At 69.3% G+C, this 22,828-nt stretch carries 17 protein-coding genes and 1 tRNA gene; 11 read left to right on the top strand and 7 right to left on the bottom strand.

Features of this window, described 5'->3' with window-relative positions:
• Positions 1–114 precede the first annotated feature (114 nt).
• Positions 115–969, top strand: a complete 855-nt coding sequence (locus C3489_RS16115; protein WP_103782513.1) for a DUF4184 family protein — start codon at positions 115–117, stop codon at positions 967–969.
• Here C3489_RS16115 and C3489_RS16120 read toward each other — a convergent pair.
• Positions 932–1,357, bottom strand: coding sequence for a hypothetical protein (locus C3489_RS16120; RefSeq protein WP_181139689.1), 426 nt, complete (start codon positions 1,355–1,357; stop codon positions 932–934). The genes C3489_RS16115 and C3489_RS16120 overlap by 38 nt on opposite strands.
• A gap of 441 nt (positions 1,358–1,798) precedes the next feature.
• Positions 1,799–4,525: a DNA polymerase I gene (gene polA, locus C3489_RS16125; protein WP_103782514.1), complete on the bottom strand. Its 2,727-nt coding sequence runs from the start codon at positions 4,523–4,525 to the stop codon at positions 1,799–1,801.
• 516 nt (positions 4,526–5,041) lie between these two features.
• Here polA and C3489_RS16130 point away from each other — a divergent pair.
• The 7 genes from C3489_RS16130 (at position 5,042) to C3489_RS16160 (ending at position 14,169) form a co-directional block, all read left to right on the top strand.
• Positions 5,042–7,321: an FdhF/YdeP family oxidoreductase gene (locus C3489_RS16130; protein WP_103782515.1), complete on the top strand. Its 2,280-nt coding sequence runs from the start codon at positions 5,042–5,044 to the stop codon at positions 7,319–7,321.
• Between the two features lie 52 nt (positions 7,322–7,373).
• Complete coding sequence (locus tag C3489_RS16135) at positions 7,374–7,862, top strand: hotdog fold thioesterase (protein WP_103782516.1); 489 nt, start codon at positions 7,374–7,376, stop codon at positions 7,860–7,862.
• A 565-nt stretch (positions 7,863–8,427) separates the two neighbouring features.
• Positions 8,428–9,663 (top strand): branched-chain amino acid ABC transporter substrate-binding protein, encoded by a 1,236-nt coding sequence (locus C3489_RS16140; protein WP_181139690.1) that lies wholly within the window; start codon positions 8,428–8,430, stop codon positions 9,661–9,663.
• 125 nt (positions 9,664–9,788) lie between these two features.
• Positions 9,789–10,721, top strand: coding sequence for a branched-chain amino acid ABC transporter permease (locus C3489_RS16145; protein ID WP_103782518.1), 933 nt, complete (start codon positions 9,789–9,791; stop codon positions 10,719–10,721).
• 5 nt (positions 10,722–10,726) lie between these two features.
• The gene (locus tag C3489_RS16150; RefSeq protein ID WP_103782519.1) at positions 10,727–12,553 is read left to right on the top strand and encodes a branched-chain amino acid ABC transporter permease; all 1,827 of its coding nucleotides are present in this window, start codon (positions 10,727–10,729) and stop codon (positions 12,551–12,553) included.
• A 6-nt stretch (positions 12,554–12,559) separates the two neighbouring features.
• Positions 12,560–13,456 carry an ABC transporter ATP-binding protein gene (locus tag C3489_RS16155; RefSeq protein WP_103782520.1) on the top strand — a complete coding sequence of 299 codons (897 nt, stop codon included), beginning with the start codon at positions 12,560–12,562 and terminating at the stop codon, positions 13,454–13,456.
• The gene (locus tag C3489_RS16160; protein WP_103782521.1) at positions 13,453–14,169 is read left to right on the top strand and encodes an ABC transporter ATP-binding protein; all 717 of its coding nucleotides are present in this window, start codon (positions 13,453–13,455) and stop codon (positions 14,167–14,169) included. The genes C3489_RS16155 and C3489_RS16160 overlap by 4 nt, the downstream gene beginning before the upstream one ends.
• Before the next feature lie 66 nt (positions 14,170–14,235).
• Here the strand turns inward: C3489_RS16160 and C3489_RS16165 are convergent, their stop codons facing one another.
• The gene (locus C3489_RS16165) at positions 14,236–14,889 is read right to left on the bottom strand and encodes an ANTAR domain-containing response regulator (RefSeq protein ID WP_103782522.1); all 654 of its coding nucleotides are present in this window, start codon (positions 14,887–14,889) and stop codon (positions 14,236–14,238) included.
• Positions 14,890–14,996: 107 nt separating this feature from the next.
• On the opposite strand from C3489_RS16165, the gene C3489_RS16170 reads away from it, so the two are divergent.
• Both C3489_RS16170 and C3489_RS16175 read left to right on the top strand, forming a co-directional pair.
• Positions 14,997–15,069: transfer RNA gene (locus tag C3489_RS16170), tRNA-Leu, on the top strand.
• A 114-nt stretch (positions 15,070–15,183) separates the two neighbouring features.
• On the top strand, positions 15,184–15,942 hold the full coding sequence (locus C3489_RS16175) for a helix-turn-helix domain containing protein (protein ID WP_103782523.1): 759 nt from the start codon (positions 15,184–15,186) through the stop codon (positions 15,940–15,942).
• Between the two features lie 4 nt (positions 15,943–15,946).
• On the opposite strand, the gene pyk is transcribed toward C3489_RS16175, so the two are convergent.
• On the bottom strand, positions 15,947–17,383 hold the full coding sequence (gene pyk / locus C3489_RS16180) for a pyruvate kinase (RefSeq protein WP_103782524.1): 1,437 nt from the start codon (positions 17,381–17,383) through the stop codon (positions 15,947–15,949).
• Positions 17,384–17,553: 170 nt separating this feature from the next.
• Positions 17,554–18,267: an SIMPL domain-containing protein gene (locus C3489_RS16185; RefSeq protein WP_103782525.1), complete on the bottom strand. Its 714-nt coding sequence runs from the start codon at positions 18,265–18,267 to the stop codon at positions 17,554–17,556.
• 139 nt (positions 18,268–18,406) lie between these two features.
• Here C3489_RS16185 and C3489_RS16190 point away from each other — a divergent pair, with 139 nt between their 5' ends.
• Complete coding sequence (locus tag C3489_RS16190) at positions 18,407–20,206, top strand: bifunctional UDP-sugar hydrolase/5'-nucleotidase (RefSeq protein WP_103782526.1); 1,800 nt, start codon at positions 18,407–18,409, stop codon at positions 20,204–20,206.
• Positions 20,207–20,315: 109 nt separating this feature from the next.
• Here the strand turns inward: C3489_RS16190 and C3489_RS16195 are convergent, their stop codons facing one another.
• Both C3489_RS16195 and C3489_RS16200 read right to left on the bottom strand, forming a co-directional pair.
• Positions 20,316–21,677: a lysine N(6)-hydroxylase/L-ornithine N(5)-oxygenase family protein gene (locus C3489_RS16195; protein WP_181139694.1), complete on the bottom strand. Its 1,362-nt coding sequence runs from the start codon at positions 21,675–21,677 to the stop codon at positions 20,316–20,318.
• A gap of 42 nt (positions 21,678–21,719) precedes the next feature.
• Positions 21,720–22,828, bottom strand: a 1,109-nt coding sequence (locus tag C3489_RS16200) for an aminotransferase class V-fold PLP-dependent enzyme (protein WP_103782527.1), incomplete at its 5' end; no start/stop codon positions are given.

Consider the following 22,828-nt stretch of genomic DNA (forward strand, 5'->3'; position numbering starts at 1 on the left):
CATGTGTCGTTCGGATGCCGCGCCGCATCGCATACTGATCGCCGGTGATCGCCGGTGAACGCTGGTGATCACGGACCGGTCGCGGCCGGTCAACACGCGACAGGGGGAACACCGTTGCCGTTCACGATGAGCCACGCGGCGGCCGTCCTGCCCGCCGTGCGCACCGACGGCTCCGGCCGGGGGCCGCTGGTGCCGGCCGTCCTCGTGGCGGGGTCCTTCGCGCCCGACATGACCTACTACGCGGCCAGTGCGGTCGCCGGTGCGATGGAGTTCGGCGACGTCACCCACTCCTTCGGCGGCGTCTTCACCGTCGACGTGTGCGTGGCCTGGCTGCTCGTGGCGCTGTGGCTGCTGGTGCGCGAACCGCTGGTGGCGCTGCTGCCACGCTCCCGGCAGTCGCGGTGGGCGGCACTGCTGCGCTGCGGGACGCCACGCGCGCGGCTGCGGCCCGCCGTCGTGCTGTGGTGGTACGTGTCGGCGGCGCTCGGGGCGCTGACCCATGTGGTGTGGGACGCGTTCACGCACCTGGACCGCTGGGGGATGCGGGTGTTCCCCGTCCTGGGGAACCGGCTGGCCGGCGCACCCCTGTACTGGTACCTGCAGTACGGCGGGTCGGCCCTGGCCGCGGTGGTGATCGCCGCGTTCCTGTGGCGTGCGCTGCGCCGGGCGCCCTCGGGTGAGCCGGCCGCCGGGGTGCCGGTGCTGTCGGGGCGGGACCGGTGGTGGGCCGCGGCGGTGCTCGCCGGTTGCGCGACGGCGGGCGCCGTGCAGCGGGCCACGCGGTGGTGGGCCTATTGGGGGGCCACCGCCAAGCCGTGGGAACTGATCCCGACGGTGTGTTTCGGCAGCGGCGCCGGACTGTTCCTCGGGCTGCTCGTGTACGCCGTCGGGGTGCGGGCGCGGCGGCCCGTCGCCGTGGGTGGGGGCCGGGTCAGCGGCGTGGTCGAGGAGCGCCGTCCGGTGCGGTGACCGTCGCGGTGGCCGTCGGCGGCAGGGGCACCGTGAACACCCTGAAGGTGCGCGCCGGGCGGGTCGGGCGGGGCAGCCGGCTGAGCAGCAGGGCCAGATAGCTCAGGCCCAGCTCGGTCCACAGGCGCCAGCGGGACGACTCGCCGGGCGTCGCCGTATCGGCCACGGCGCCGGCGTGGCGGTGGGTGAGGCGGCGGGCGAGGGCCGCGGTGCTGCGGCGCAGGGCTTCGACGCGGGTGTGCGGGATGCGGCCGGTACTGGCGTTTGGGGCGTAGGGCGGGACGTGGGGATGAGGCGCGGGGAGTTCCGCCATGGCTTCGGCTCGGGCCGGTGCCTGGTGCTGGGCCTGAGCTCGTGCCGTGCGGCGGTGGAGCATGCGTATACCCATGCCCGCATCCTGGCGGGAGGGCGGGGCGGGGCGCGTTTTTGCGGGGGCCAGGCGAGTGACGGTTCCCTCCGGGGGTTGGGGGGTGCCGTCGTTCGTGGGGGGCTTGGGTTGGGGGACGGGTGCGGGTGGGGGGTGGCTGGTCGCGCAGTTCCCCGCGCCCCTTGAGGTTGGCTGCGGGGGCGTCGGCTGGAAGGGCAATGTCTGGCAAGAGCGGGTCGCCGACGTTGTGGGGGGCTTGGGGGGTCTTGCGGGTGCGGGTGGGGGGTGGCTGGTCGCGCAGTTCCCCGCGCCCCTTCGGGTTGGGTGGGGGGCCGTTGGTTGAGAGGGCACCCTTTGAGGTGCGGATACTTCCGCCGGTTCATCGGGCAACGGCGTCTGCCTGGCAGGGAGTGGCCGAGCGACTGGTGCCGCTCGGCCACTCCCTGTCCTGCCGTCTGCGGGCTAGTGCGCTGCCGATTCCCAGTCCGGGCCTGCGCCTACCGAGACGCCCAGGGGGACTCGGAGCTGGACTGCGTTCGCCATTTCTCGGCGGACCAGTTCCTCCGCCTGCTCGCGCTCGCCGGGGGCGATCTCCAGGACGATTTCGTCGTGGACCTGGAGCAGCATGCGGGAGGTCAGGTTCGCCTCGCGCAGCGCCCGGTCCACGTTCAGCATCGCGATCTTGACGATGTCGGCGGCCGTGCCCTGGATCGGCGCGTTCAGCGCCATGCGCTCGGCGGCCTCACGGCGCTGGCGGTTGTCGCTGTTGAGGTCGGGCAGGTAGCGGCGGCGGCCGAACAGCGTCGCCGTGTAGCCCGTCGCCCGTGCCTCGTCGACGACCCGGCGCAGATAGTCCCGCACCCCGCCGAAGCGGTCGAAGTAGGCGTCCATCAGCATGCGCGCCTCGGCGGCGTCGATGTTCAGCTGCTGGGACAGGCCGAACGCCGACAGACCGTACGCCAGGCCGTAGGACATCGCCTTGATCTTGCGCCGCATCTCCGCGTCCACCGCGGTGGGCTCGACCGCGAAGACCTGGGAGGCGGCGGTGGTGTGCAGGTCCTCACCGGAGGTGAACGCCTCGATCAGGCCCTCGTCCTCCGACAGATGGGCCATCACCCGCAGCTCGATCTGGCTGTAGTCGGCGGTCATCAGCGAGTCGTAGCCCTCGCCGACGACGAAGCCGCGGCGGATCGCGCGGCCCTCGTCGGTGCGCACCGGGATGTTCTGCAGGTTGGGGTCGGTGGAGGACAGCCGGCCGGTGGCCGCGACCGTCTGGTTGAACGTGGTGTGGATCCGGCCGTCCGAGGCGATCGTCTTGATCAGGCCCTCGACCGTGACCCGCAGCTTGGCCTGCTCACGGTGACGCAGCATGATCACCGGCAGTTCGTTGTCGGTCTGCGTGGCGAGCCAGGCCAGGGCGTCGGCGTCGGTGGTGTAGCCGGTCTTGGTCTTCTTCGTCTTCGGCAGGCCCAGCTCGCCGAAGAGGACCTCCTGCAGCTGCTTGGGCGAGCCCAGGTTGAACTCGCGGCCGGCCGCCGCGTGCGCCTCCTTCACCGCCTGCTGCACGGCGCCCGCGAACATCTGCTCCATGGCCTCCAGGTGGGCGCGGTCGGCGGCGATGCCGTGCCGCTCCATCCGGGCCAGCAGCGCGGAGGTGGGCAGCTCCATGTCGCGCAGCAGGTCCGCGGCGCCGACCTCCTGCAGCTTGGTCTCGAACGCCTGCCCGAGGTCGACGACGGCGCGGGCCTGGATCATCAGCGCCTCGGCCTCGGCGCCGTCGTCCGCGCCGAACGCGAGCTGCCCGTCGGCCGCGGCGGCCGGGGCCAGCTCGCGGTGCAGGTACTCCATCGACAGCGCGTCCAGGTCGAAGGAGCGGCGGCCCGGCTTGACCAGGTACGCGGCGAGCGCGGTGTCCATGGCGACACCGGCGATGCTCCAGCCGTGCTCGGCGAAGACCCGCATGGCGCGCTTGGCGTCGTGGAAGATCTTGGGCCGTTCGGCGTCGGCGAGCCAGGCGGCGAAGGCGTTCTCGTCGGCCTCGTCCAGCTGCGACGGGTCGAACCAGGCGGCCGGCCCGCCGGCGGTGGCGAGCGCGACCTCGGCGACCGAGCCGGTGCCCAGCGCCCAGGTGTCGACGGTGGCGACGCCGAGCGGCTGGCCGGCGTGCTCGGCGAGCCAGCCGGCCAGCTCGCCGCTGCCGAGCACCGTGCCGTCCAGCTCCACGCCGTCGGCGACGACCGGGGTCGTCTCGGCCTCCTCCGCGCCGGGGTCGACGGCGAGCAGGCGCTCGCGCAGCGACGGGTTGCGGATCTCCAGGGTGTCCAGGATCATCGCGACGGCCTTGCGGTCGTAGGCCGGGCGCTCCAGGTCGGCGACCGTCTTGTCCAGCGGCACCTGTCGCTCCAGCTCGGTGAGCCGGCGGTTGAGCTTGACGGCCTCCAGGTGGTCGCGCAGGTTCTGCCCGGCCTTGCCCTTCACCTCGTCGACCCGCTCGACCAGCTCGGCGAAGGAACCGAACTGGTTGATCCACTTCGCGGCCGTCTTCTCGCCGACGCCCGGGATGCCGGGGAGGTTGTCCGACGGGTCGCCGCGCAGCGCCGCGAAGTCGGGGTACTGGGCGGGCGTCAATCCGTACTTCTCGAAAACCTTCTCCGGGGTGAACCGGGTCAGCTCCGAGACGCCCTTCGTCGGGTACAGCACCGTGACGTGGTCGCTGACCAGCTGGAAGGAGTCGCGGTCGCCGGTGACGATCAGCACCTCGAAGCCCTCGGCGGCGGCCTGTGTGGCGAGGGTGGCGATGATGTCGTCCGCCTCGAAGCCGTCGACGGCGAAACGGGAGACGTGCATCGCGTCGAGCAGCTCGCCGATCAGCTCGACCTGCCCCTTGAACTCGTCCGGGGTCTTGGAGCGGTTCGCCTTGTACTCGGTGAACTCCTGCGAGCGCCACGTCTTGCGGGAGACGTCGAAGGCGACCGCGAAGTGCGTGGGCGCCTCGTCGCGCAGCGTGTTCGCCAGCATCGACGCGAAGCCGTAGATCGCGTTCGTCGGCTGGCCGGTCGCGGTGGTGAAGTTCTCCGCGGGCAGCGCGAAGAACGCGCGGTAGGCCAGGGAGTGCCCGTCCATGAGCATCAGGCGCGGGCGGCTGCCGCCGGGGGTGGTCTCGGTCTTCTTCGATGCTGTCTCTGCCACGCCCCCGATCCTGCCACGCCCCACTGACAACGAGCCGCCACCGGTGGCTGCCGCCGGCTTCGGAGGGCGGCCACCTCGGTCGTCACCGGGCCGCCGTCTCCGGGTACGCCGCCGCGGGGTTGGCCGGCCAGAGCCGCCGAGCCGCGCCGCCGCGGCCGCCCGGCGCCGACGGCGGGGTGTGAGGGGGCGCACAAGGGACGGGTGCGCGGAGTGCTGTGGCGGGGCGGGAGGGGTGCGGGGGCTTCGGCGGATGTGATCAGGGGGCTCCGGCGTCGTCGGCGAGGCGCGAACAACGCATGGCTGGGACAGAGGTCCGATCCGGGCACGGACGGAGGCCGAAGACCGACCGCCCGTAAAGAACCTGGACCACGCATCCGCGAGGGACCCGACGCCGACCGCCTCCGGGTCACCGCCCGCGCGGAAGCGGCCACCCGCCCCCAAGGGGCTGATCGCTGTCAGTGGCCCGTGCGAGGATCTGGGGCGTATCACACCCGTGTACCCGAAGGAGAGTGCGCGATGGCGACCAAGCCGCCCAAGGCCGACCCGGTTCAGGACGCGCCGCAGGTCGTGGAGCCGAAGCACGCGGCGGCCGGCCTGCCTGCCATCGGGCACAGCCTGCGGGTCGCGCAGCAGCAGATGGGTCTCAAGCGCTCCCTGCTGACGCTGCTGAGCGTGAACCAGAAGGACGGCTTCGACTGCCCGGGCTGCGCCTGGCCGGAGCCGGAGCGCCGGCACAAGGCCGAGTTCTGCGAGAACGGCGCCAAGGCGGTGGCCGAGGAGGCCACGCTGCGCCGGGTCACACCGGAGTTCTTCGCCGCGCACCCGGTGTCCGACCTGGCGACCAGGAGCGGGTACTGGCTGGGCCAGCAGGGCCGTCTGACCCACCCCATGTATCTGCCCGAGGGCGCCGACCACTACGAGCCGGTCACCTGGGAGCGCGCCTTCGGCATCATCGCTGAGGAGATCACCGCACTCGCCTCCCCCGACGAGGCCGTCTTCTACACCTCCGGACGCACCAGCAACGAGGCGGCGTTCCTCTACCAGCTCTTCGCGCGCGAGCTCGGCACGAACAACCTGCCCGACTGCTCCAACATGTGCCACGAGTCCTCGGGCTCCGCCCTGACCGAGACGATCGGCATCGGCAAGGGCAGCGTCCTGCTGGAGGACCTGCACCGGGCCGACCTGATCATCGTCGCCGGGCAGAACCCGGGCACCAACCACCCGCGCATGCTCACCGCCCTGGAGCAGGCCAAGGCGGCCGGCGCGAAGATCATCAGCGTGAACCCGCTGCCGGAAGCGGGCCTGGAGAAGTTCCGCAACCCGCAGACCGCCAAGGGCCTCACCGCGGGCGCCGCGCTCACCGACCTGTTCCTGCAGATCCGCATCGGCGGCGACCAGGCCCTCTTCCGCCTCCTCAACAAGTTGATCGTCGAGGCCGAGGGGGCCGTCGACGAGGACTTCGTGCGTGAACACACGCACGGTTACGAGGAGTTCGCCGCAGCCGCCCGCGCCGCCGACTGGGACGAGACGCTCGCCGCGACCGGACTGCGCCGCGAGGAGATCCAGCAGGCCCTCGACATGGTGCTCGCCTCCGAGCGCACCATCGTGTGCTGGGCGATGGGCCTCACCCAGCACAAGCACTCGGTGCCGACGATCAAGGAGGTCGTCAACTTCCTGCTGCTGCGCGGCAACATCGGCCGCCCCGGCGCCGGCGTGTGCCCGGTGCGCGGCCACTCCAACGTGCAGGGCGACCGCACCATGGGCATCTTCGAACGCCCGGCGCCCGCCTTCCTGGACGCGCTGGAGAAGGAGTTCGGCTTCGCTCCCCCGCGGGGGCACGGCTACGACGTCGTACGGGCCATCCGCGCGCTGCGCGACGGCGAGGCGAAGGTGTTCTTCGCGATGGGCGGCAACTTCGTCTCCGCCTCCCCGGACACGGAGGTCACCGAGGCGGCCATGCGGCGGGCACGCCTGACGGTGCACGTGTCGACGAAGCTCAACCGCTCGCACGTGGTCACGGGCGCGCGGGCGCTGATCCTGCCGACGCTGGGCCGCACCGAGCGCGACGTGCAGCACAGCGGCGAGCAGTTCGTCACCGTCGAGGACTCCATGGGCATGGTGCACGCCTCCCGCGGCCGGCTGGAGCCGGCGAGCCGGCACCTGCTGTCCGAGCCGGCCATCGTGTGCCGTCTGGCCCGCCGTGTGCTGGGCGAGGGATCCCGCACCCCGTGGGAGGAGTTCGAGAAGGACTACGCGGCGATCCGGGAGCGCATCGCCCGCGTGGTCCCCGGGTTCGAGGACTTCAACGCGCGCGTGGCCCGCCCCGGCGGCTTCGCACTGCCGCACGCCCCGCGCGACGAGCGCCGTTTCCCGACGGCCACCGGCAAGGCCAATTTCACGGCGGCACCCGTGGAGTTCCCGAAGGTGCCCGAGGGGCGGCTGCTGCTGCAGACGCTGCGCTCGCACGACCAGTACAACACCACGATCTACGGCCTCGACGACCGCTACCGGGGCATCAGCAACGGCCGCCGGGTGGTGCTGGTCAACCCGGAGGACGCCCGCGCCCTGAAGGTCGCCGACGGCTCCTACGTGGACCTCGTCAGCGAGTGGCGGGACGGCGTGGAGCGCCGCGCGCCCGGCTTCCGCGTGGTGCACTACCCGACCGCACGGGGCTGCGCGGCCGCCTACTACCCGGAGACCAACGTCCTGGTGCCGCTGGACGCCACCGCGGACACCAGCAACACCCCGGCCAGCAAGTCCGTCGTGGTGCGTCTGGAACAATCGGCCACCGACTGAGCGTTCGCTTAAGTCACCAGGACGTGTCACGACGACGAACGGAGCCGGGCCCATGGGCGAGCAGCAGCATGTGAAGTTCCCGCAGGAGGTCATCGACGAGTACGCCGCGCTCGGCGTCGACCTGCCGGCACTGTTCTCCGCGGGGCACCTCGGCACGCGCATGGGCGTGCAGATCCTGGAGGCCTCCGCCGAGCGCGTCGTCGGCACCATGCCGGTCGAGGGCAACACCCAGCCCTACGGCCTGCTGCACGGCGGCGCCTCGGCCGTGCTCGCCGAGACGCTGGGCTCGGTCGGCTCCATGCTGCACGGCGGCAGCTCCAAGATCGCCGTCGGTGTCGACCTCAACTGCACCCATCACCGCGGGGTGCGCTCCGGCCTGGTCACCGGCGTGGCCACGCCGGTGCACCGGGGCCGCTCGACGGCGACGTACGAGATCGTCATCTCCGACGAGCAGGGGCGGCGTGTGTGCAGCGCGCGGCTGACCTGTCTGCTGCGTGACCTCAACCCCGGCGAGCAGAACCCGGCGAGCCCGGCGAACTGACCGCCGCGCGCCCCGAGGCGGCCCGAGGCCGCCCGTCCCAACGGACGGGCGGCCTCGCCGTTTTACGGACAAAGAAGCAGCTTCCCCCCGCAAGATCACGATCCCCGTCCATGTCGCGGAATACGGAAATACAGCGAGGAACCCTCGCTTCCTTTTCCTGATCCGTAACGGTGCGTAATGCGGACGCAATAAACGATCACCCATTCCTCTTGATCATCTTTGCCCGCCCCACCCCCTGCCACCCCCATGAGTCGCCCATGGCAACGATTCCCCGTCATTAGCAAAAGCGCCGAGACACCTGAACAGATCGCGGCGAGTCCTGCGGGTTCTCAGAATCCGGACAGGGCGAATCGGCCTGAATTCCGCTGTTCCCCCCACCCAGTACCGCTCCGCATTACGTCGTGTCATAACAAGAGCGTCACAGCCTTGGACAGACACTCCTCCACGTTCCCCACACACGCTTAGAGTCACCGCCAGTCACCGCGCCGTCGGAATGCCACTTCGGCCCAGCGCTCGACTCAGCCGTTTCCACGGGGATTCGGCTGTGCCAGGGAAAGGACTGATCGTGCGTCAACGTTCGCTCATCGCCATCACCGCCGCGCTGGCGGCGGGAGCACTGACCCTCACCGCCTGCGGCTCGCGTGACAAGGACGGTGGCTCGGACTCCGGAAACGGCGGCGGCACCAAGGTCGTCATCGGCGTAGACGCCCCCCTCACGGGCGACCTGTCCGCGATCGGCCTCGGCATCAAGAACTCCGTCGACCTCGCCGTCAAGCAGGCCAACAAGAACAAGGCCGTCGACGGCATCACCTTCGAGATGCAGGCCCTGGACGACCAGGCCCAGCCCTCCTCCGGCCAGCAGAACGCCACCAAGCTCGTCGCCAACAAGGACGTCCTCGGCGTGGTCGGCCCGCTGAACTCCTCCGTCGCCGAGTCCATGCAGAAGGTCTTCGACGACGCCAAGCTGGTCGAGATCTCCCCGGCCAACACCAACCCGGCCCTCACCCAGGGCACCAACTGGGCCACCAGCAAGACCCGCACCTACAAGTCGTACTTCCGCACCGCGACCACGGACGCCGTCCAGGGCCCGTTCGCCGCCCAGTACGTCTTCAACAAGGCCAAGAAGAAGAAGGTCTTCGTCATCGACGACAAGAAGACCTACGGCGCCGGCCTCGCGGGCACCTTCACCACCGAGTTCAAGAAGCTCGGCGGCACCGTCGCGGGCACCGAGCACATCAACCCCGACGCCAAGGACTTCTCCGCGGTCGCCACCAAGGTCAAGAACTCCGGCGCCGACGTCGTCTACTACGGCGGCGAGTACCCCCAGGCCGGCCCGCTCAGCAAGCAGATCAAGGCCGCCGGTGCCAAGATCCCCGTCGTCGGCGGCGACGCCCTGTACGACCCGACCTACGTCAAGCTCGCCGGCCCCGCCAGCAACGGCGACCTCGCCACCTCCGTCGGCGCCCCCCTCGACGAACTCCCCTCGGCCAAGCAGTTCCTGGACAACTACAAGGCCGGCGGCTACAAGGACGCCTACGGCGCGTACGGCGGCTACGCCTACGACTCCGCCCAGGCCATCATCGAGGCCGTCAAGAAGGTCGTCGCCGACAACAACGGCAAGCTCCCCGACGACGCCCGCGCCAAGATCACCGAGGCCATGCAGAACGTCTCCTTCGACGGAGTGACCGGCAAGGTCTCCTTCGACCAGTACGGCGACACCACCAACAAGCAGCTCACCGTCTACGCCGTCGAGAACGGGACCTGGAAGACCGTGGAGTCCGGTACCTACAACGGTGGCTGACCCACAACCCCACCCGCACCACACATGAGCCGCGCGGGGCGCTGTTCCACTTGGCGCCCCGCGCGCACTCACATCCGGACATCCGGCACATCCGTCTAACATCCGAACGTCTCGGAGGACATGCGGTGAACGAACTGCCGCAGCAGCTGGTCAACGGCCTGCTACTGGGATCCATGTACGGGCTGGTCGCCATCGGCTACACGATGGTCTATGGCATCGTCCAGCTCATCAACTTCGCCCACGGCGAGATCTTCATGACCGGCGCCTTCGGCGCCCTCACGGTCTACGCCTACGTCCTGCCCGACGGCACCAGCATGTGGATAGCCCTCCCCCTCATGCTCATCGGCGGCATCATCGTCGCCGTCCTCGTCGCCGTCGCAGCGGAACGATTCGCCTACCGGCCCCTGCGCACCGCCCCCCGACTGGCGCCTCTCATCACCGCCATCGGCCTCTCCCTCGCGCTGCAGCAGGCCGTCTGGGCCTGGTACCCCGAGGCCAAGTCCGCCCGCACCTTCCCCCAGATCGAAGGCGGACCCTTCCACATCGGAAGCGTCACCATCCAGACCGGCGACATCTTCCTCATCATCGCCGCCCCCCTCAGCATGGCGATCCTCGCCTACTTCGTCATGAAGACCCGCACCGGCCGCGGCATGCAGGCCACCGCCCAGGACCCCGACACCGCCAAGCTCATGGGCATCAACACCGACCGCATCATCGTGATCGCGTTCGCCCTCGGTGCCGCCTTCGCCGCCGTCGCCGGAGTCGCAAACGGCCTCAAATACGGTCAGATCGACTTCAAGATGGGCTTCATCCTCGGCCTCAAAGCCTTCACCGCAGCCGTCCTCGGAGGCATCGGCAACATCTACGGCGCCATGATCGGCGGCGTCGTCCTCGGCGTCGCCGAAACCCTCGCCGCCGCCTACATCTCCGACCTCCCCGGCATGGACAAGTTCGGCAGCCAGTCCTGGGCCGACGTCTGGGCCTTCGTACTCCTCATCCTTGTTCTGCTGCTCAGGCCCCAGGGCCTGCTCGGCGAGCGCGTCGCGGACAGGGCGTGACACCGATGACCACACAGACCACCGCACCCGAAACCCCCAGCACCCCCACCGCCGGAACCCCGGCCGGCCTCATCGGCATCCCCGCCACCCTCGGCCGCGCCCTCGCCACCGCCGGCGCCGCCCTCACCATCGCCTCCACCTTCCTCGCCTGGACCTGGACCACAGACTTCCCCGGCGACCTCACCGTCTACGGCTACCCCGGCGGCCTGCAGGTCCTCGTCCTCATCGGCGCCATCCTCACCACCGTCCTCGCCGTCGCCTCCTACGACCTCAAGTACCTGCGCTGGCTCGTCCCCGCCGGCGCCGACGCCGCCCTGAAGTTCGCGGCCCTCGCCACCTTCGCCACCGCCTGGTACACCGTCATCGCCATCAGCGTCGAACTCGGCGGCGTCGTCAACCTCGAACCCGGCGGCTACATCGTCGCCGCCACCAGCCTCGTCGCCCTCATCGGCGCCCTCGCGCTGCCCTTCCAGCGGCCCGAACCCGACCCCATCGACCCCGACGACAACAGCTGGGAACACTTCAAGAACCGCGCCGCACACGGCCGGGCCACCCTCAAGGCCGCCTTCACCGGAGGCACCGCCCGCCCCGCACCCAAACTCCCCGCCTACGCCGAGATCCTCGTCATCGTCGCCGTCCTCGCCGTCGCCCTCATCGTCTTCACCTACGGCATCGGCACCGAATACGACGAACTCTTCATCGGCTTCCTCATCACCGCAGGCTTCGGCTTCGCCGCCCTCGCCAAGGCCGGCCTCGTCGCCCACGCCTCCCAGATCACCGCACGACACCAGAACATCACCATGTGCGGCGCCTTCGTCACCGCCGCCCTCTTCCCCTTCACCCAGACCGACGACCAGTACGCGACCCTCGGCGTCTACATCCTCATCTTCGCCACCGTCGCCCTCGGCCTGAACATCGTCGTCGGCCTCGCCGGACTCCTCGACCTCGGCTACGTCGCCTTCCTCGGCGTCGGCGCCTACGCCGCGGCCCTCGTCTCCGGCTCCCCCAGCTCCCCCTTCGACGTCCACTTCCCCTTCTGGGCAGCCGTCCTCGTCGGCGCCGCCGCCTCCCTCGTGTTCGGCGTCCTCATCGGCGCCCCCACCCTGCGACTGCGCGGCGACTACCTCGCCATCGTCACCCTCGGCTTCGGAGAGATCTTCCGCATCACCGTCAACAACCTCGACGGAACCTCCGGACCCGACGTCACCAACGGCTCCAACGGCATCTCCTCCATCCCCAACCTGAACATCCTCGGCTGGGACCTCGGCGCCGAACACACCATCGCCGGCTTCACCATCGGCCGCTTCGCCAACTACTTCCTGCTGATGCTGGTCATCACGGCCATCGTCGTCCTCGTCTTCCGACGCAGCGGCGACTCCCGCATCGGCCGCGCCTGGGTCGCCATCCGCGAAGACGAGACCGCCGCCCTCGCCATGGGCATCAACGGCTTCCGCGTCAAACTCATCGCCTTCGCCGTCGGCGCCTCCCTCGCCGGCCTCGCCGGCACCGTCCAGGCCCACGTCACCTACACCGTCACCCCCGAGCAGTACCAGTTCGCCGGACCCATCCCGCCCAACAGCGCCTTCCTGCTCGCCGCAGTCGTCCTCGGCGGCATGGGCACCATCGGCGGCCCCCTCATCGGCGCCTCCCTGCTCTACCTCATCCCCAACAAGCTGCAGTTCCTCGGCGACTACCAGCTCTTCGCCTTCGGCGTCGCGCTCATCCTGCTGATGCGCTTCCGCCCCGAGGGCCTGGTCGCCAACCGGCGCCGCCAGCTCGAATTCCACGAAGAGGCCGAAGCGCCCACAGTCCTCAGCAAGACAGGGGCCTGACCGAAGATGACGACCCAGACCATCACCAGCGGCGACACCGTCCTCGACGCACGCGGCGTCACCATGCGCTTCGGCGGCCTCACCGCCGTCCGCGGCGTCGACCTCACCGTCAACAGCGGCGAGATCGTCGGACTCATCGGCCCCAACGGCGCCGGAAAAACCACCTTCTTCAACTGCCTCACCGGCCTGTACGTCCCCACCGAAGGCGAAGTCCGCTACAAGGGCAACGTCCTGCCGCCCAAATCCTTCAAGGTCACCGCGGCCGGCATCGCCCGCACCTTCCAGAACATCCGCCTGTTCGCCAACATGACGGTCCTGGAAAACGTCCTCGTCGGACGCCACACCAGGACAAAAGAGGGCTTCTGGTCCGCCGTCCTGCGCGGCCCCGGCTTCCACAAAGCCGAGAAGGCCTCCCGCGAACGCGCCATGGAGCTCCTGGAGTTCGTCGGCCTCGCGAACAAGGCCGACCACCTCGCCCGCAACCTCCCCTACGGCGAACAGCGCAAGCTCGAAATCGCCCGCGCCCTCGCCAGCGAACCCGGCCTGCTCCTCCTCGACGAGCCCACCGCCGGCATGAACCCGCAGGAGACCCGGACCACCGAAGAACTCGTCTTCGCCATCCGCGACCAGGGCATCGCCGTCCTCGTCATCGAGCACGACATGCGGTTCATCTTCAACCTCTGCGACCGCGTCGCCGTCCTCGTCCAAGGCGAAAAACTCATCGAAGGCGACAGCGCCACCGTCCAGGGCGACGAACGCGTCATCGCCGCCTACCTCGGCGAACCCTTCGAAGGCGACCCCGGCGAAGCAGAAGCCGCCGAGGTCGAAGCCGCCGAAGCACAGGCCGGCGAAGCACAGGCCGTGCAGGAAGACGCCGCGCCCGGCAAGGAGAACGACCGATGACCACCCTGCTCGAAGTCGAAGACCTCCGCGTCGCCTACGGCAAGATCGAAGCCGTCAAGGGCATCTCGTTCAAGGTCGAAGCAGGCGAAGTCGTCACCCTCATCGGCACCAACGGCGCCGGCAAGACGACCACCCTGCGCACCCTCTCCGGCCTCCTCAAGCCCGTCGGCGGCCAGATCAAATTCAACGGCAAGTCGCTCAAGAAGGTCCCCGCCCACCAGATCGTCTCCCTCGGGCTCGCCCACTCCCCCGAAGGGCGGCACATCTTCCCGCGCATGACCATCGAGGACAACCTCCGCCTCGGTGCCTTCCTGCGCAGCGACCGACCCGGCATCGAAAAAGACATCCAGCGCGCCTACGACCTCTTCCCCATCCTCGGCGAAAGGCGCAAGCAGGCCGCCGGCACCCTCTCCGGCGGCGAGCAGCAGATGCTCGCCATGGGGCGGGCACTGATGTCCCAGCCCAAACTGCTCATGCTGGACGAGCCCTCCATGGGCCTCTCCCCCATCATGATGCAGAAGATCATGGCCACCATCGCCGAGCTGAAGTCCCAGGGCACCACCATCCTGCTCGTCGAGCAGAACGCCCAGGCGGCACTCTCCCTCGCCGACCACGGCCACGTCATGGAAATCGGCAAGATCGTCCTGTCCGGCACCGGACGCGACCTCCTCCACGACGAGTCCGTCCGCAAGGCCTACCTCGGCGAGGACTGAGGTCACGGACACAGCTGAGGCCCGCGCCCCCTTTCCAGGGGACGCGGGCCTCAAGCGCGCTCGGGCTCAGCCCTTCGCGGCCTTCTTCTCCTCGGCGTCCTGAATGACCGCCTCCGCGACCTGCTGCATCGACATACGGCGGTCCATCGACGTCTTCTGGATCCACCGGAACGCCGCCGGCTCCGTCAGCCCGTACTCCGTCTGGAGAATCGACTTCGCCCGGTCCACCAGCTTGCGCGTCTCCAGACGCAGCGTGAGGTCAGCGACCTCCTTCTCCAGCGTCTTCAGCTCCGTGAAACGCGAGACGGCCATCTCGATCGCCGGGACGACGTCACTCTTGGAGAACGGCTTCACCAGGTACGCCATCGCACCGGCGTCCCTCGCCCGCTCCACCAGGTCACGCTGCGAGAACGCGGTCAGCATCAGCACCGGGGCGATGCGCTCCTCGGCGATCTTCTCCGCCGCCGAGATGCCGTCGAGCTTCGGCATCTTCACGTCCAGGATCACGAGGTCCGGCTTGTGCTCGCGGGCGAGCTCGATCGCCTGCTCGCCGTCACCGGCCTCGCCGACGACGGAGTAGCCCTCCTCCTCCAGCATCTCTTTGAGGTCCAGCCGGATCAGGGCCTCGTCCTCGGCGATGACGACACGGGTCGTGAGCGGAGGCACGTGCGACTTGTCGTCGTCGGTCACGTCAGCGGGCTGGGGCGACTCGGCGGTCACGGGGGCGCTCCTTGTTCCGGGGCAGGCAGGTACTGCTGACAAGAGCCTACCTAGCTGCGGTAAGGTGGGTGCACGGCGGGTGACCGTCGACCTTGCTTTCAAAGGGAGCCCCGGTAGCCCAGCGGTAGAGGCAATGGTCTCAAACACCATCCAGCGTCGGTTCGAATCCGACCCGGGGTACTTTTCCTTCGTTCTGAAGGTTAACGACATTAGCGGAGGATCACGTTCGCGTGATCTTCCGCTTTTTGCTGCACGCTCCATAGCCCAGTCGCGCACAGTGTTCACACGTACGACATGGGCACGCGCAAGCGAGCACTGGCCCTGGTGGCCCAGGGGCGCAGCCTCAACTCGTTCAGTAAAGAAATGGGCATCTCTCGTCACGCGATCACACAGTGGCTAACCCGAATCGAACCTCTTCGGCGCACGCCGCCTTGCATCCGTTGCCAGGACGCGCCAGCCACCCCGGTAGACGAAGCCTCGTATGCCTGCTTACTGGGGCTCTATTTGGGTGATGGCTACATCATCTCCAAGCCGCGCCAGCACTATCTGATGACTACATGCTCTGCCTCGTGGCCAGGGCTGGTTGACGCAGCCGAGAATGCGTTACGCCGCGTAATGCCCGATCCCAGCATCAGCAGACTGGCCCGCGCCGGCTGCGTCGACGTGAAGTCCTACAGCAGCCACTGGCCCTGCCTCTTCCCCCAGCACGGACCCGGCAGGAAGCATGAGCGCGAGATCGCTCTTGAGCCCTGGCAGCAAGCCATCGTCGACGCTCACCCCTGGGACTTCGTCCGGGGCCTCATCCACTCCGACGGGTGTCGGATCACCAACTGGACGACCCGGATCGTCGGCGGGGAGCGCAAGCGGTACGAATACCCGCGCTACTTCTTCACCGACAAGTCCGACGACATCAGGCAGCTCTACACCGACACCCTCGACAGGCTCGGCGTCGAGTGGACCCACTGCACCCGGCAAGGCGCGGCCTACAACATCTCCGTTGCAAGGAACGCCTCCGTCGCGCTCCTCGACGCCCACGTCGGTCCCAAGCACTGACCGCCTACTTCGGGCTGTCGTCCTCCCCGATGTGGTGGACCCGGACCAGGTTGGTCGAGCCCGAGACGCCGGGCGGGGAGCCGGCCGTGATGACCACCACGTCGCCCTTCTCGCAGCGGCCGTACTTCAGCAGCAGTTCGTCCACCTGGTCGACCATCGCGTCCGTGGAGTCGACGTGGGGGCCGAGGAACGTCTCTACGCCCCACGAGAGGCTGAGCTGGGAGCGGGTCGCCGGGTCCGGGGTGAAGGCCAGGACCGGGATGGGTGAGCGGTAGCGGGAGAGGCGACGCGCCGTGTCGCCCGATTGCGTGAACGCGACGAGGAACTTCGCGCCGAGGAAGTCGCCCATCTCGGCCGCCGCTCGGGCGACCGCGCCGCCCTGGGTGCGGGGCTTGTTGCGGTCGGTGAGCGGCGGGAGGCCCTTGGCCAGCATGTCCTCCTCCGCCGCGGCGACGATCTTGGCCATGGTCCGGACCGTCTCGATGGCGTGTTTGCCGACGCTGGTCTCGCCGGAGAGCATGACCGCGTCCGTGCCGTCGATGACGGCGTTGGCGACGTCGCTGGCCTCGGCACGGGTGGGGCGGGAGTTCTCGATCATGGAGTCGAGCATCTGTGTCGCGACGATGACCGGCTTGGCGTTGCGCTTGGCGAGTTTGATCGCGCGCTTCTGGACGATGGGGACCTGTTCGAGGGGCATTTCGACGCCGAGGTCGCCGCGGGCGACCATGATGCCGTCGAAGGCGGCGACGATGTCGTCGATGGATTCGACTGCCTGGGGTTTTTCGACCTTGGCGATCACGGGCAGGCGGCGGCCTTCTTCGTCCATGATGCGGTGGACGTCGAGGATGTCCCTGCCGGAGCGGACGAAGGACAGGGCGATGACGTCGAAGCCGGTGCGCAGGGCCCAGCGGAGGTCGTCTTCGTCCTTTTTGGAGAGGGCGGGGACGGAGACGGCGACGCCGGGGAGGTTGAGGCCTTTGTGGTCGGAGACCATGCCGCCTTCGAGTACGCGGGTGTGGACGCGGGGGCCGTCCACCTCGGTGACCTCCAAGCAGACTTTGCCGTCGTCGACGAGGATGCGTTCGCCGGGGGTGACGTCGTCGGCGAGGCCGCTGTAGGTGGTGCCGCACTGGTCGTGGTTGCCTTCGGCGCCGTCTTCGACGGTGATGGTGAAGGTGTCGCCGCGTTCAAGGAGTACGGGTCCTTCGGTGAAGCGGCCGAGGCGGATCTTCGGGCCCTGAAGGTCGGCGAGGATGCCGACGCTGCGGCCGGTTTCGTCGGCGGCCTTGCGGACGTGGTGGTAGCGCTCCTCGTGTTCGGCGTGGCCGCCGTGGCTGAGGTTGAAGCGGGCGACGTCCATTCCGGCGTCGACCAGGGCTTTGATCTGGTCGTATGTGTCGGTGGCGGGGCCCAGGGTGCAGACGATCTTTGCTCGGCGCATGGTTCGAGCCTATGACTTACCGGCGGGTAGAGAATTGGTGGGGCGTGACTACTCAACAACCTTTGGGTGAAGCGCTATTGACAAGTGTTGAATTGTGCGCCGGGCCGCTCTGATGAGCATTTCGGTGTCGTTCTTTCGGGTTACCCCGGTCGCTTTTTCGAATACCGGAATCAGAGGCGGGGCGGGACCATCGTGAAGCGTGCGTTGATCTGGGCGCGGACGTGCTGGCGCTGGGGTTCGAGGTCGAGTGGTGGGGCGGCGGCGCCGGGTTCGGCGGGGCCGGCGTAGGCCATGGAGCGGGCGCGGCCGGGTGCCGGGGGGTAGGGCGGTGTGGGGCTTTCGGCGCCGATGTCGGCGAGTTCGACGAGGGCGGCGAGGGTGGTGCCGAGTGCGTCGGCGTATTCGCGGGCGCGCTGGACGGCGGCTTGGACGGCTTGCCGGCGTGCGGTGCGGTGGGTGGGCGAGTCGGGGCGCAGGGACCACCAGGGGCCGTCGACGCGGGTGAGGTCCAAGTCGGCCAGTCGGGTGGTGAGTTCGCCCAGTGCGGTGAAGTCGGTGAGTTCGGCGGTGAGGTGGATGGCGCCGTGGTAGGTGCGGACGCGTTCGCCGCGGCCTTTGTGGTCGAGTTGGGGGGTGAGGGTGAGGGCGCCGGTTTCGAGGTGTTCGACGGCGTCGCCGTAGGACTTGACGAGGTCGAGGACGGTGGTGTTGCGGCGGGTGAGGTCGTCGAGGGTGGTGCGGCGGTCTTTGCCGCGGGCGGTGACGGTGATGCCGATGCGGGCGATTTCGGGGTCGACTTCGAGGTGGGCTTCGCCGCGGACGGCGATTCGGGGTGCGTCGGGGGTGCCGTAGGGGAGGGCGGTGGGTTCCGGAGGGGGCGTCATATGGTCACTGTCGCAGGTGTGGTCACCAGATCGAAACCTTCGGGGCCTGTTGTGGTCCGTCATGTGCGGGTCAGAATCTACGCGCGTTACCCGAGCGCGTCGTCTACGCGCGTCGTTTTCCCGTGAGGAGAGGCAGACCATGGCGTTGAACCGCCGCACGTTTCTGGAGAAGTCGGCCGCGACCGGGGCGGGGGTGGCCGTGGCGAGCGCGGTGGCGGCTCCGGCCGCGCAGGCGGCGCCCGCGGCGCAGCCCGGCGAGAAGCGGTACTCGCTGACCGTCATGGGGACGACGGATCTGCACGGGCATGTCTTCAACTGGGACTACTTCAAGGACGCGGAGTACTCCGACAAGGCGGGCAACGCGCAGGGTCTGGCGCGTGTCTCGACGCTGGTGAACCAGATCCGGGCCGAGCGGGGCCGGGAGAACACGCTGCTGCTGGACGCGGGTGACACGATCCAGGGCACGCCGCTGACGTACTACTTCGCGAAGGTGGATCCGATCACCGCGCAGGGTGGTCCGGTGCATCCGATGGCGGCGGCGATGAACGCGATCGGGTATGACGCGGCGGCGCTGGGGAACCACGAGTTCAACTACGGCATCGAGACGCTGCGGAAGTTCGAGGAGCAGCTGGACTTTCCGCTGCTGGGTGCGAACGCGGTGGACGCAAGGACGCTGCGGCCGGCGTTTCCTCCGTACGTGATGAAGACGCTCCGGGTGCGGGGCGCGCGCCCGGTGAAGGTGGCGGTGCTGGGTCTGACCAACCCGGGCATCGCGATCTGGGACAAGGCGTATGTGCAGGGCAAGTTGGCGTTCCCGGGGCTGGAGGAGCAGGCGGCGAAGTGGGTGCCGAAGCTCAGGTCGATGGGTGCGGACGTGGTGATCGTGTCGGCGCACTCGGGTACGTCGGGGACGTCGTCGTACGGTGACCAGGTGCCGTATGTGGAGAACGCGGCGGCGAACGTGGCGCGGCGGGTGCCGGGGATCGACGCGATTCTGGTGGGGCACGCGCATGTGGAGATCCCGGAGCTGAGGGTCGTCAACGAGCAGTCGGGGAAGACGGTCGTGCTGTCGGAGCCGTTGTGTTACGCGGAGCGGCTGACGGTGTTCGATGTCGAGCTGGTGTTCCGGCGGGGTTGCTGGGAGGTGGAGTCGGTGGCGGCGTCGCTGCGTGACTCGCGCTCCGTGGCGGACGACCCGAAGATCACGAGGTTGCTGTCGGAGCAGCACGCGAAGGTGGTGGCGTATGTCAATCAGGTGGTCGGCACGGCGACGCAGACGCTGACGACGGTGGAGGCGCGGTACAAGGACGCGCCGATCATCGACCTGATCACGAAGGTGCAGGAGGACGTGGTCAGGGCGGCGCTGGCGGGGACGGAGTACGCGTCGCTGCCGGTGATCGCGCAGGCGTCGCCGTTCTCGCGGACGTCGGAGATCCCCGCGGGTGAGGTGACGATCCGGGATCTGTCGAGCCTGTACATATACGACAACACGCTGGTGGCGAAGTTGATGACGGGTGCGCAGGTGCGGGCGTACCTGGAGTATTCGGCGGAGTACTTCGTGCAGACGGCGCCGGACGTGGTGGTCGATGTGGAGAAGCTGACGAACGCGAACGGGCGTCCGGACTACAACTACGACTATGTGTCGGGTCTGGTGTACGACATCGACGTGGCGCAGCCGGCCGGGTCGCGGATCAGGAACCTGACGTTCAATGGGGCTCCGCTGGATGATGCGCAGCAGTTCGTGCTGGCGGTGAACAACTACCGGGCGAACGGTGGCGGTGCGTTCCCGTTCGTGGCGTCGGCGAAGGAGTTGTGGTCGGAGTCGACGGAGATCCGGACGCGGATCGCGGAGTGGGTGACGGCGAAGGGTGTGCTGGATCCGAAGGACTTCGCGTCGGTGGACTGGAAGCTGACGCGTAACGGTGTGCCGGTGTTCTGACCTGGTGGAGGCTGCTGCCGGCGGAGCGGTGGGCGGTGGTTCGGGCCATGGTGGTCCTGGCCGTCGCTGCCGCTCCGCCGGCTTTTTTGTGTGGTTCGGGGCCCGGGTTTCAGTGTTCCTGGACGAGTGGCGTGAGGTGCTCGTGGGGGCGGCGGCCGGGGGGTACGCGGTCGGTGGGCTGGAGGCCGAATGTGGTGAAGGCGGTGCGGGTGGGCAGGGGGTAGGTCTCTTTGCCGGTGAGGGTGTTGAGGATGGTGGCGCTGCGCCAGGCGGCGAGGCCTAGGTCGGGGGCGCCGACGCCGTGGGTGTGGCGTTCGGCGTTCTGTACGTAGACGGTGCCGGTGACGGAGGGGTCGAGGACGAGGCGGTAGTGCTCGTCGATGCGGGGGCGGTCGCTGGTGTCGCGGCGCAGGTAGGGGTCGAGTCCGGCGAGCAGGTGGGTCAGGGGGCGTTCGTGGTAGCCGGTGGCGAGGACGACGGCGTCGGTGGTGAGGCGGGTGCGGGTGCCTTGCTGGATGTGTTCGAGGTGGAGTTCGACTTTGGTGGTGGCGAGGCGGCCGGCGGTGCGGACGCGGACGCCGGGGGTGAGGACGGTGTCGGGCCAGCCGCCGTGCAGGGTGCGGTGGTAGAGCTCGTCGTGGATGGCGGCGAGGGTGTCGGCGCTGATGCCTTTGTGGAGTTGCCACTGTGCGGTGACGAGCTGGTCGCGGACGGGTTCGGCGAGGGCGTGGAAGTAGCGGGTGTAGTCGGGGGTGAAGTGTTCCAGGCCGAGCTTGGAGTACTCCATGGGCGCGAACGCGTCGGTGCGGCCGATCCAGGTGAGGCGTTCGTGGCCGGCGGGGCGGTGGCGGAGCAGGTCGAGGAAGATCTCGGCGCCGGATTGTCCTGATCCGACGACGGTGATGTGCCCGGCGGTGAGGAGTTGTTCGCGGTGGTCGAGGTAGTCGGCGGCGTGGACGACGGGGACGCCGGGGGCGTCGGCGAGGGGTTTGAGCGGTTCGGGGATGTGGGGTTCGGTGCCGATGCCGATGACGATGTTGCGGGTGTGGGTGCGGCCGAGGGCTTCGGCTTCTCCGTCGGCGTCGAGCTGGGTGTAGTCGACTTCGAAGATGTCGCGTTCGGGGTTCCAGCGCACGGCGTCGACCTGGTGGCGGAAGTGCAGTGCGGGGAGGTTCGCCGCGACCCAGCGGCAGTAGGCGTCGTATTCGGCGCGGGGGATGTGGAAGCGCTCGGCGAAGTAGAAGGGGTAGAGCCGGTCGCGGGCTTTGAGGTGGTTGAGGAAGGTCCAGCGGCTGGTGGGGTCGACGAGGGTGACGAGGTCGGCGAGGAAGGGCACTTGGAGTGTGGTGCCGTCGAGGAGCAGTCCGGGGTGCCAGTGGAAGCCGGGGCGTTGTTCGTAGAAGGCGGTGTCGAGTTCGGTGAGGGGCTGGGCGAGGGCGGCGAGGGAGAGGTTGCTGGGGCCGATGCCGATGCCGACGAGGTCGCGGGGGGTGTCGGGGGGTTGGGGGCGGGGTCATCGGGGGGTGGTTCCTTCCGGGAGTGCGGCCTGGACGTGGGTGAGGAGGGTGGCCAGGTCGCCGGTGCTGGTGTGGGGGTTGAGGAGGGTGGCTTTGAGCCAGAGCCGGCCGTCGAGGCGGGCGCGGCCGAGGACGGCGTGGCCGTGGTGGAGGAGGGTGCGGCGCAGGGTGGCGACGGCCTCGTCGGGGGCGCCGGTGGGGCGGAAGAGGACGGTGCTGAGGGTGGGGGTGTCGTAGAGGTCGAGGTGGGGGTGGTCCTTGATGAGGGCGGCGAGTTCTTGTGCGAGGTCGAGGACGGTGTCGACGAGGTGGCCGATGCCTCGGCGGCCGAGGGTGGTGAGGGTGGCGGCGATTTTGAGGGCGTCGGGGCGGCGGGTGGTGTGCAGGGAGCGGCCGAGGAGGTCGGGGAGGCCGGCGTCGGTGTCGTCGTCGGCGTTGAGGTAGTCGGCGCGCTGGTCGAGGGCGGTGAGGTCGGCTGGGTCGCGGACGGCGAGGATGCCGGCGGGGACGGGTTGCCAGCCGAGTTTGTGCAGGTCGAGGGTGATGGTGTGGGCGGCGTTCAGGCCGGTGAGGCGGTCGCGGTGGCGGTCGCTGAAGAGGAGGCCGCCTCCGTAGGCGGCGTCGATGTGGAGGCGGGCGCCGTGGGCGGTGCAGCGGGCGGCGATGTCGGGGAGGGGGTCGATGAGGCCGGCGTCGGTGGTGCCTGCGGTGGCGGCGACGAGGTGGGGGCCGGGGATGTGGGTGAGGGCTTCGTCGAGGGCGGCGGGGTCGAGGGTGCCGCCGGGTGCGGGGACGGTGACGGGGTCGGGCAGGCCGAGCAGCCAGGCGGCGCGGGGCAGGGAGTGGTGGGCGTTGGCTCCGGTGATCAGGCGCAGGCCGGCGCCGTGGCGTTCGCGGGCGAGGAGCAGGGCGAGCTGGTTGGACTCGGTGCCGCCGCTGGTGATGAGGGCGTCGGCGGTGCCGGTGTGGCGGGCGAGGGCTTGGGTGACGAGGGTTTCGAGGGCGGAGGCGGTGGGGGCCTGGTCCCAGGAGTCGAGGGAGGGGTTGAGGGTGGAGGCGGCGAGGTCGGCGGCGGTGGCGACGGCGAGGGGTGGGCAGTGCAGGT

Origin of the sequence: Streptomyces sp. Ru71 (assembly GCF_002920535.1) — a bacterium.
Lineage (GTDB): Bacteria > Actinomycetota > Actinomycetes > Streptomycetales > Streptomycetaceae > Streptomyces.

What these genes read in the sequence shown, in the direction of transcription:
- C3489_RS16120 (WP_181139689.1), bottom strand. Translation starts at nt 1,357, where the DNA reads ATGGGTATACGCATGCTCCACCGCCGCACGGCACGAGCTCAGGCCCAG.
- C3489_RS16130 (WP_103782515.1), top strand. Translation starts at nt 5,042, where the DNA reads ATGGCGACCAAGCCGCCCAAGGCCGACCCGGTTCAGGACGCGCCGCAG.
- C3489_RS16135 (WP_103782516.1), top strand. Translation starts at nt 7,374, where the DNA reads ATGGGCGAGCAGCAGCATGTGAAGTTCCCGCAGGAGGTCATCGACGAG.
- C3489_RS16150 (WP_103782519.1), top strand. Translation starts at nt 10,727, where the DNA reads ATGACCACACAGACCACCGCACCCGAAACCCCCAGCACCCCCACCGCC.
- C3489_RS16155 (WP_103782520.1), top strand. Translation starts at nt 12,560, where the DNA reads ATGACGACCCAGACCATCACCAGCGGCGACACCGTCCTCGACGCACGC.
- C3489_RS16160 (WP_103782521.1), top strand. Translation starts at nt 13,453, where the DNA reads ATGACCACCCTGCTCGAAGTCGAAGACCTCCGCGTCGCCTACGGCAAG.
- C3489_RS16175 (WP_103782523.1), top strand. Translation starts at nt 15,184, where the DNA reads ATGGGCACGCGCAAGCGAGCACTGGCCCTGGTGGCCCAGGGGCGCAGC.
- pyk (WP_103782524.1), bottom strand. Translation starts at nt 17,383, where the DNA reads ATGCGCCGAGCAAAGATCGTCTGCACCCTGGGCCCCGCCACCGACACA.
- C3489_RS16185 (WP_103782525.1), bottom strand. Translation starts at nt 18,267, where the DNA reads ATGACGCCCCCTCCGGAACCCACCGCCCTCCCCTACGGCACCCCCGAC.
- C3489_RS16190 (WP_103782526.1), top strand. Translation starts at nt 18,407, where the DNA reads ATGGCGTTGAACCGCCGCACGTTTCTGGAGAAGTCGGCCGCGACCGGG.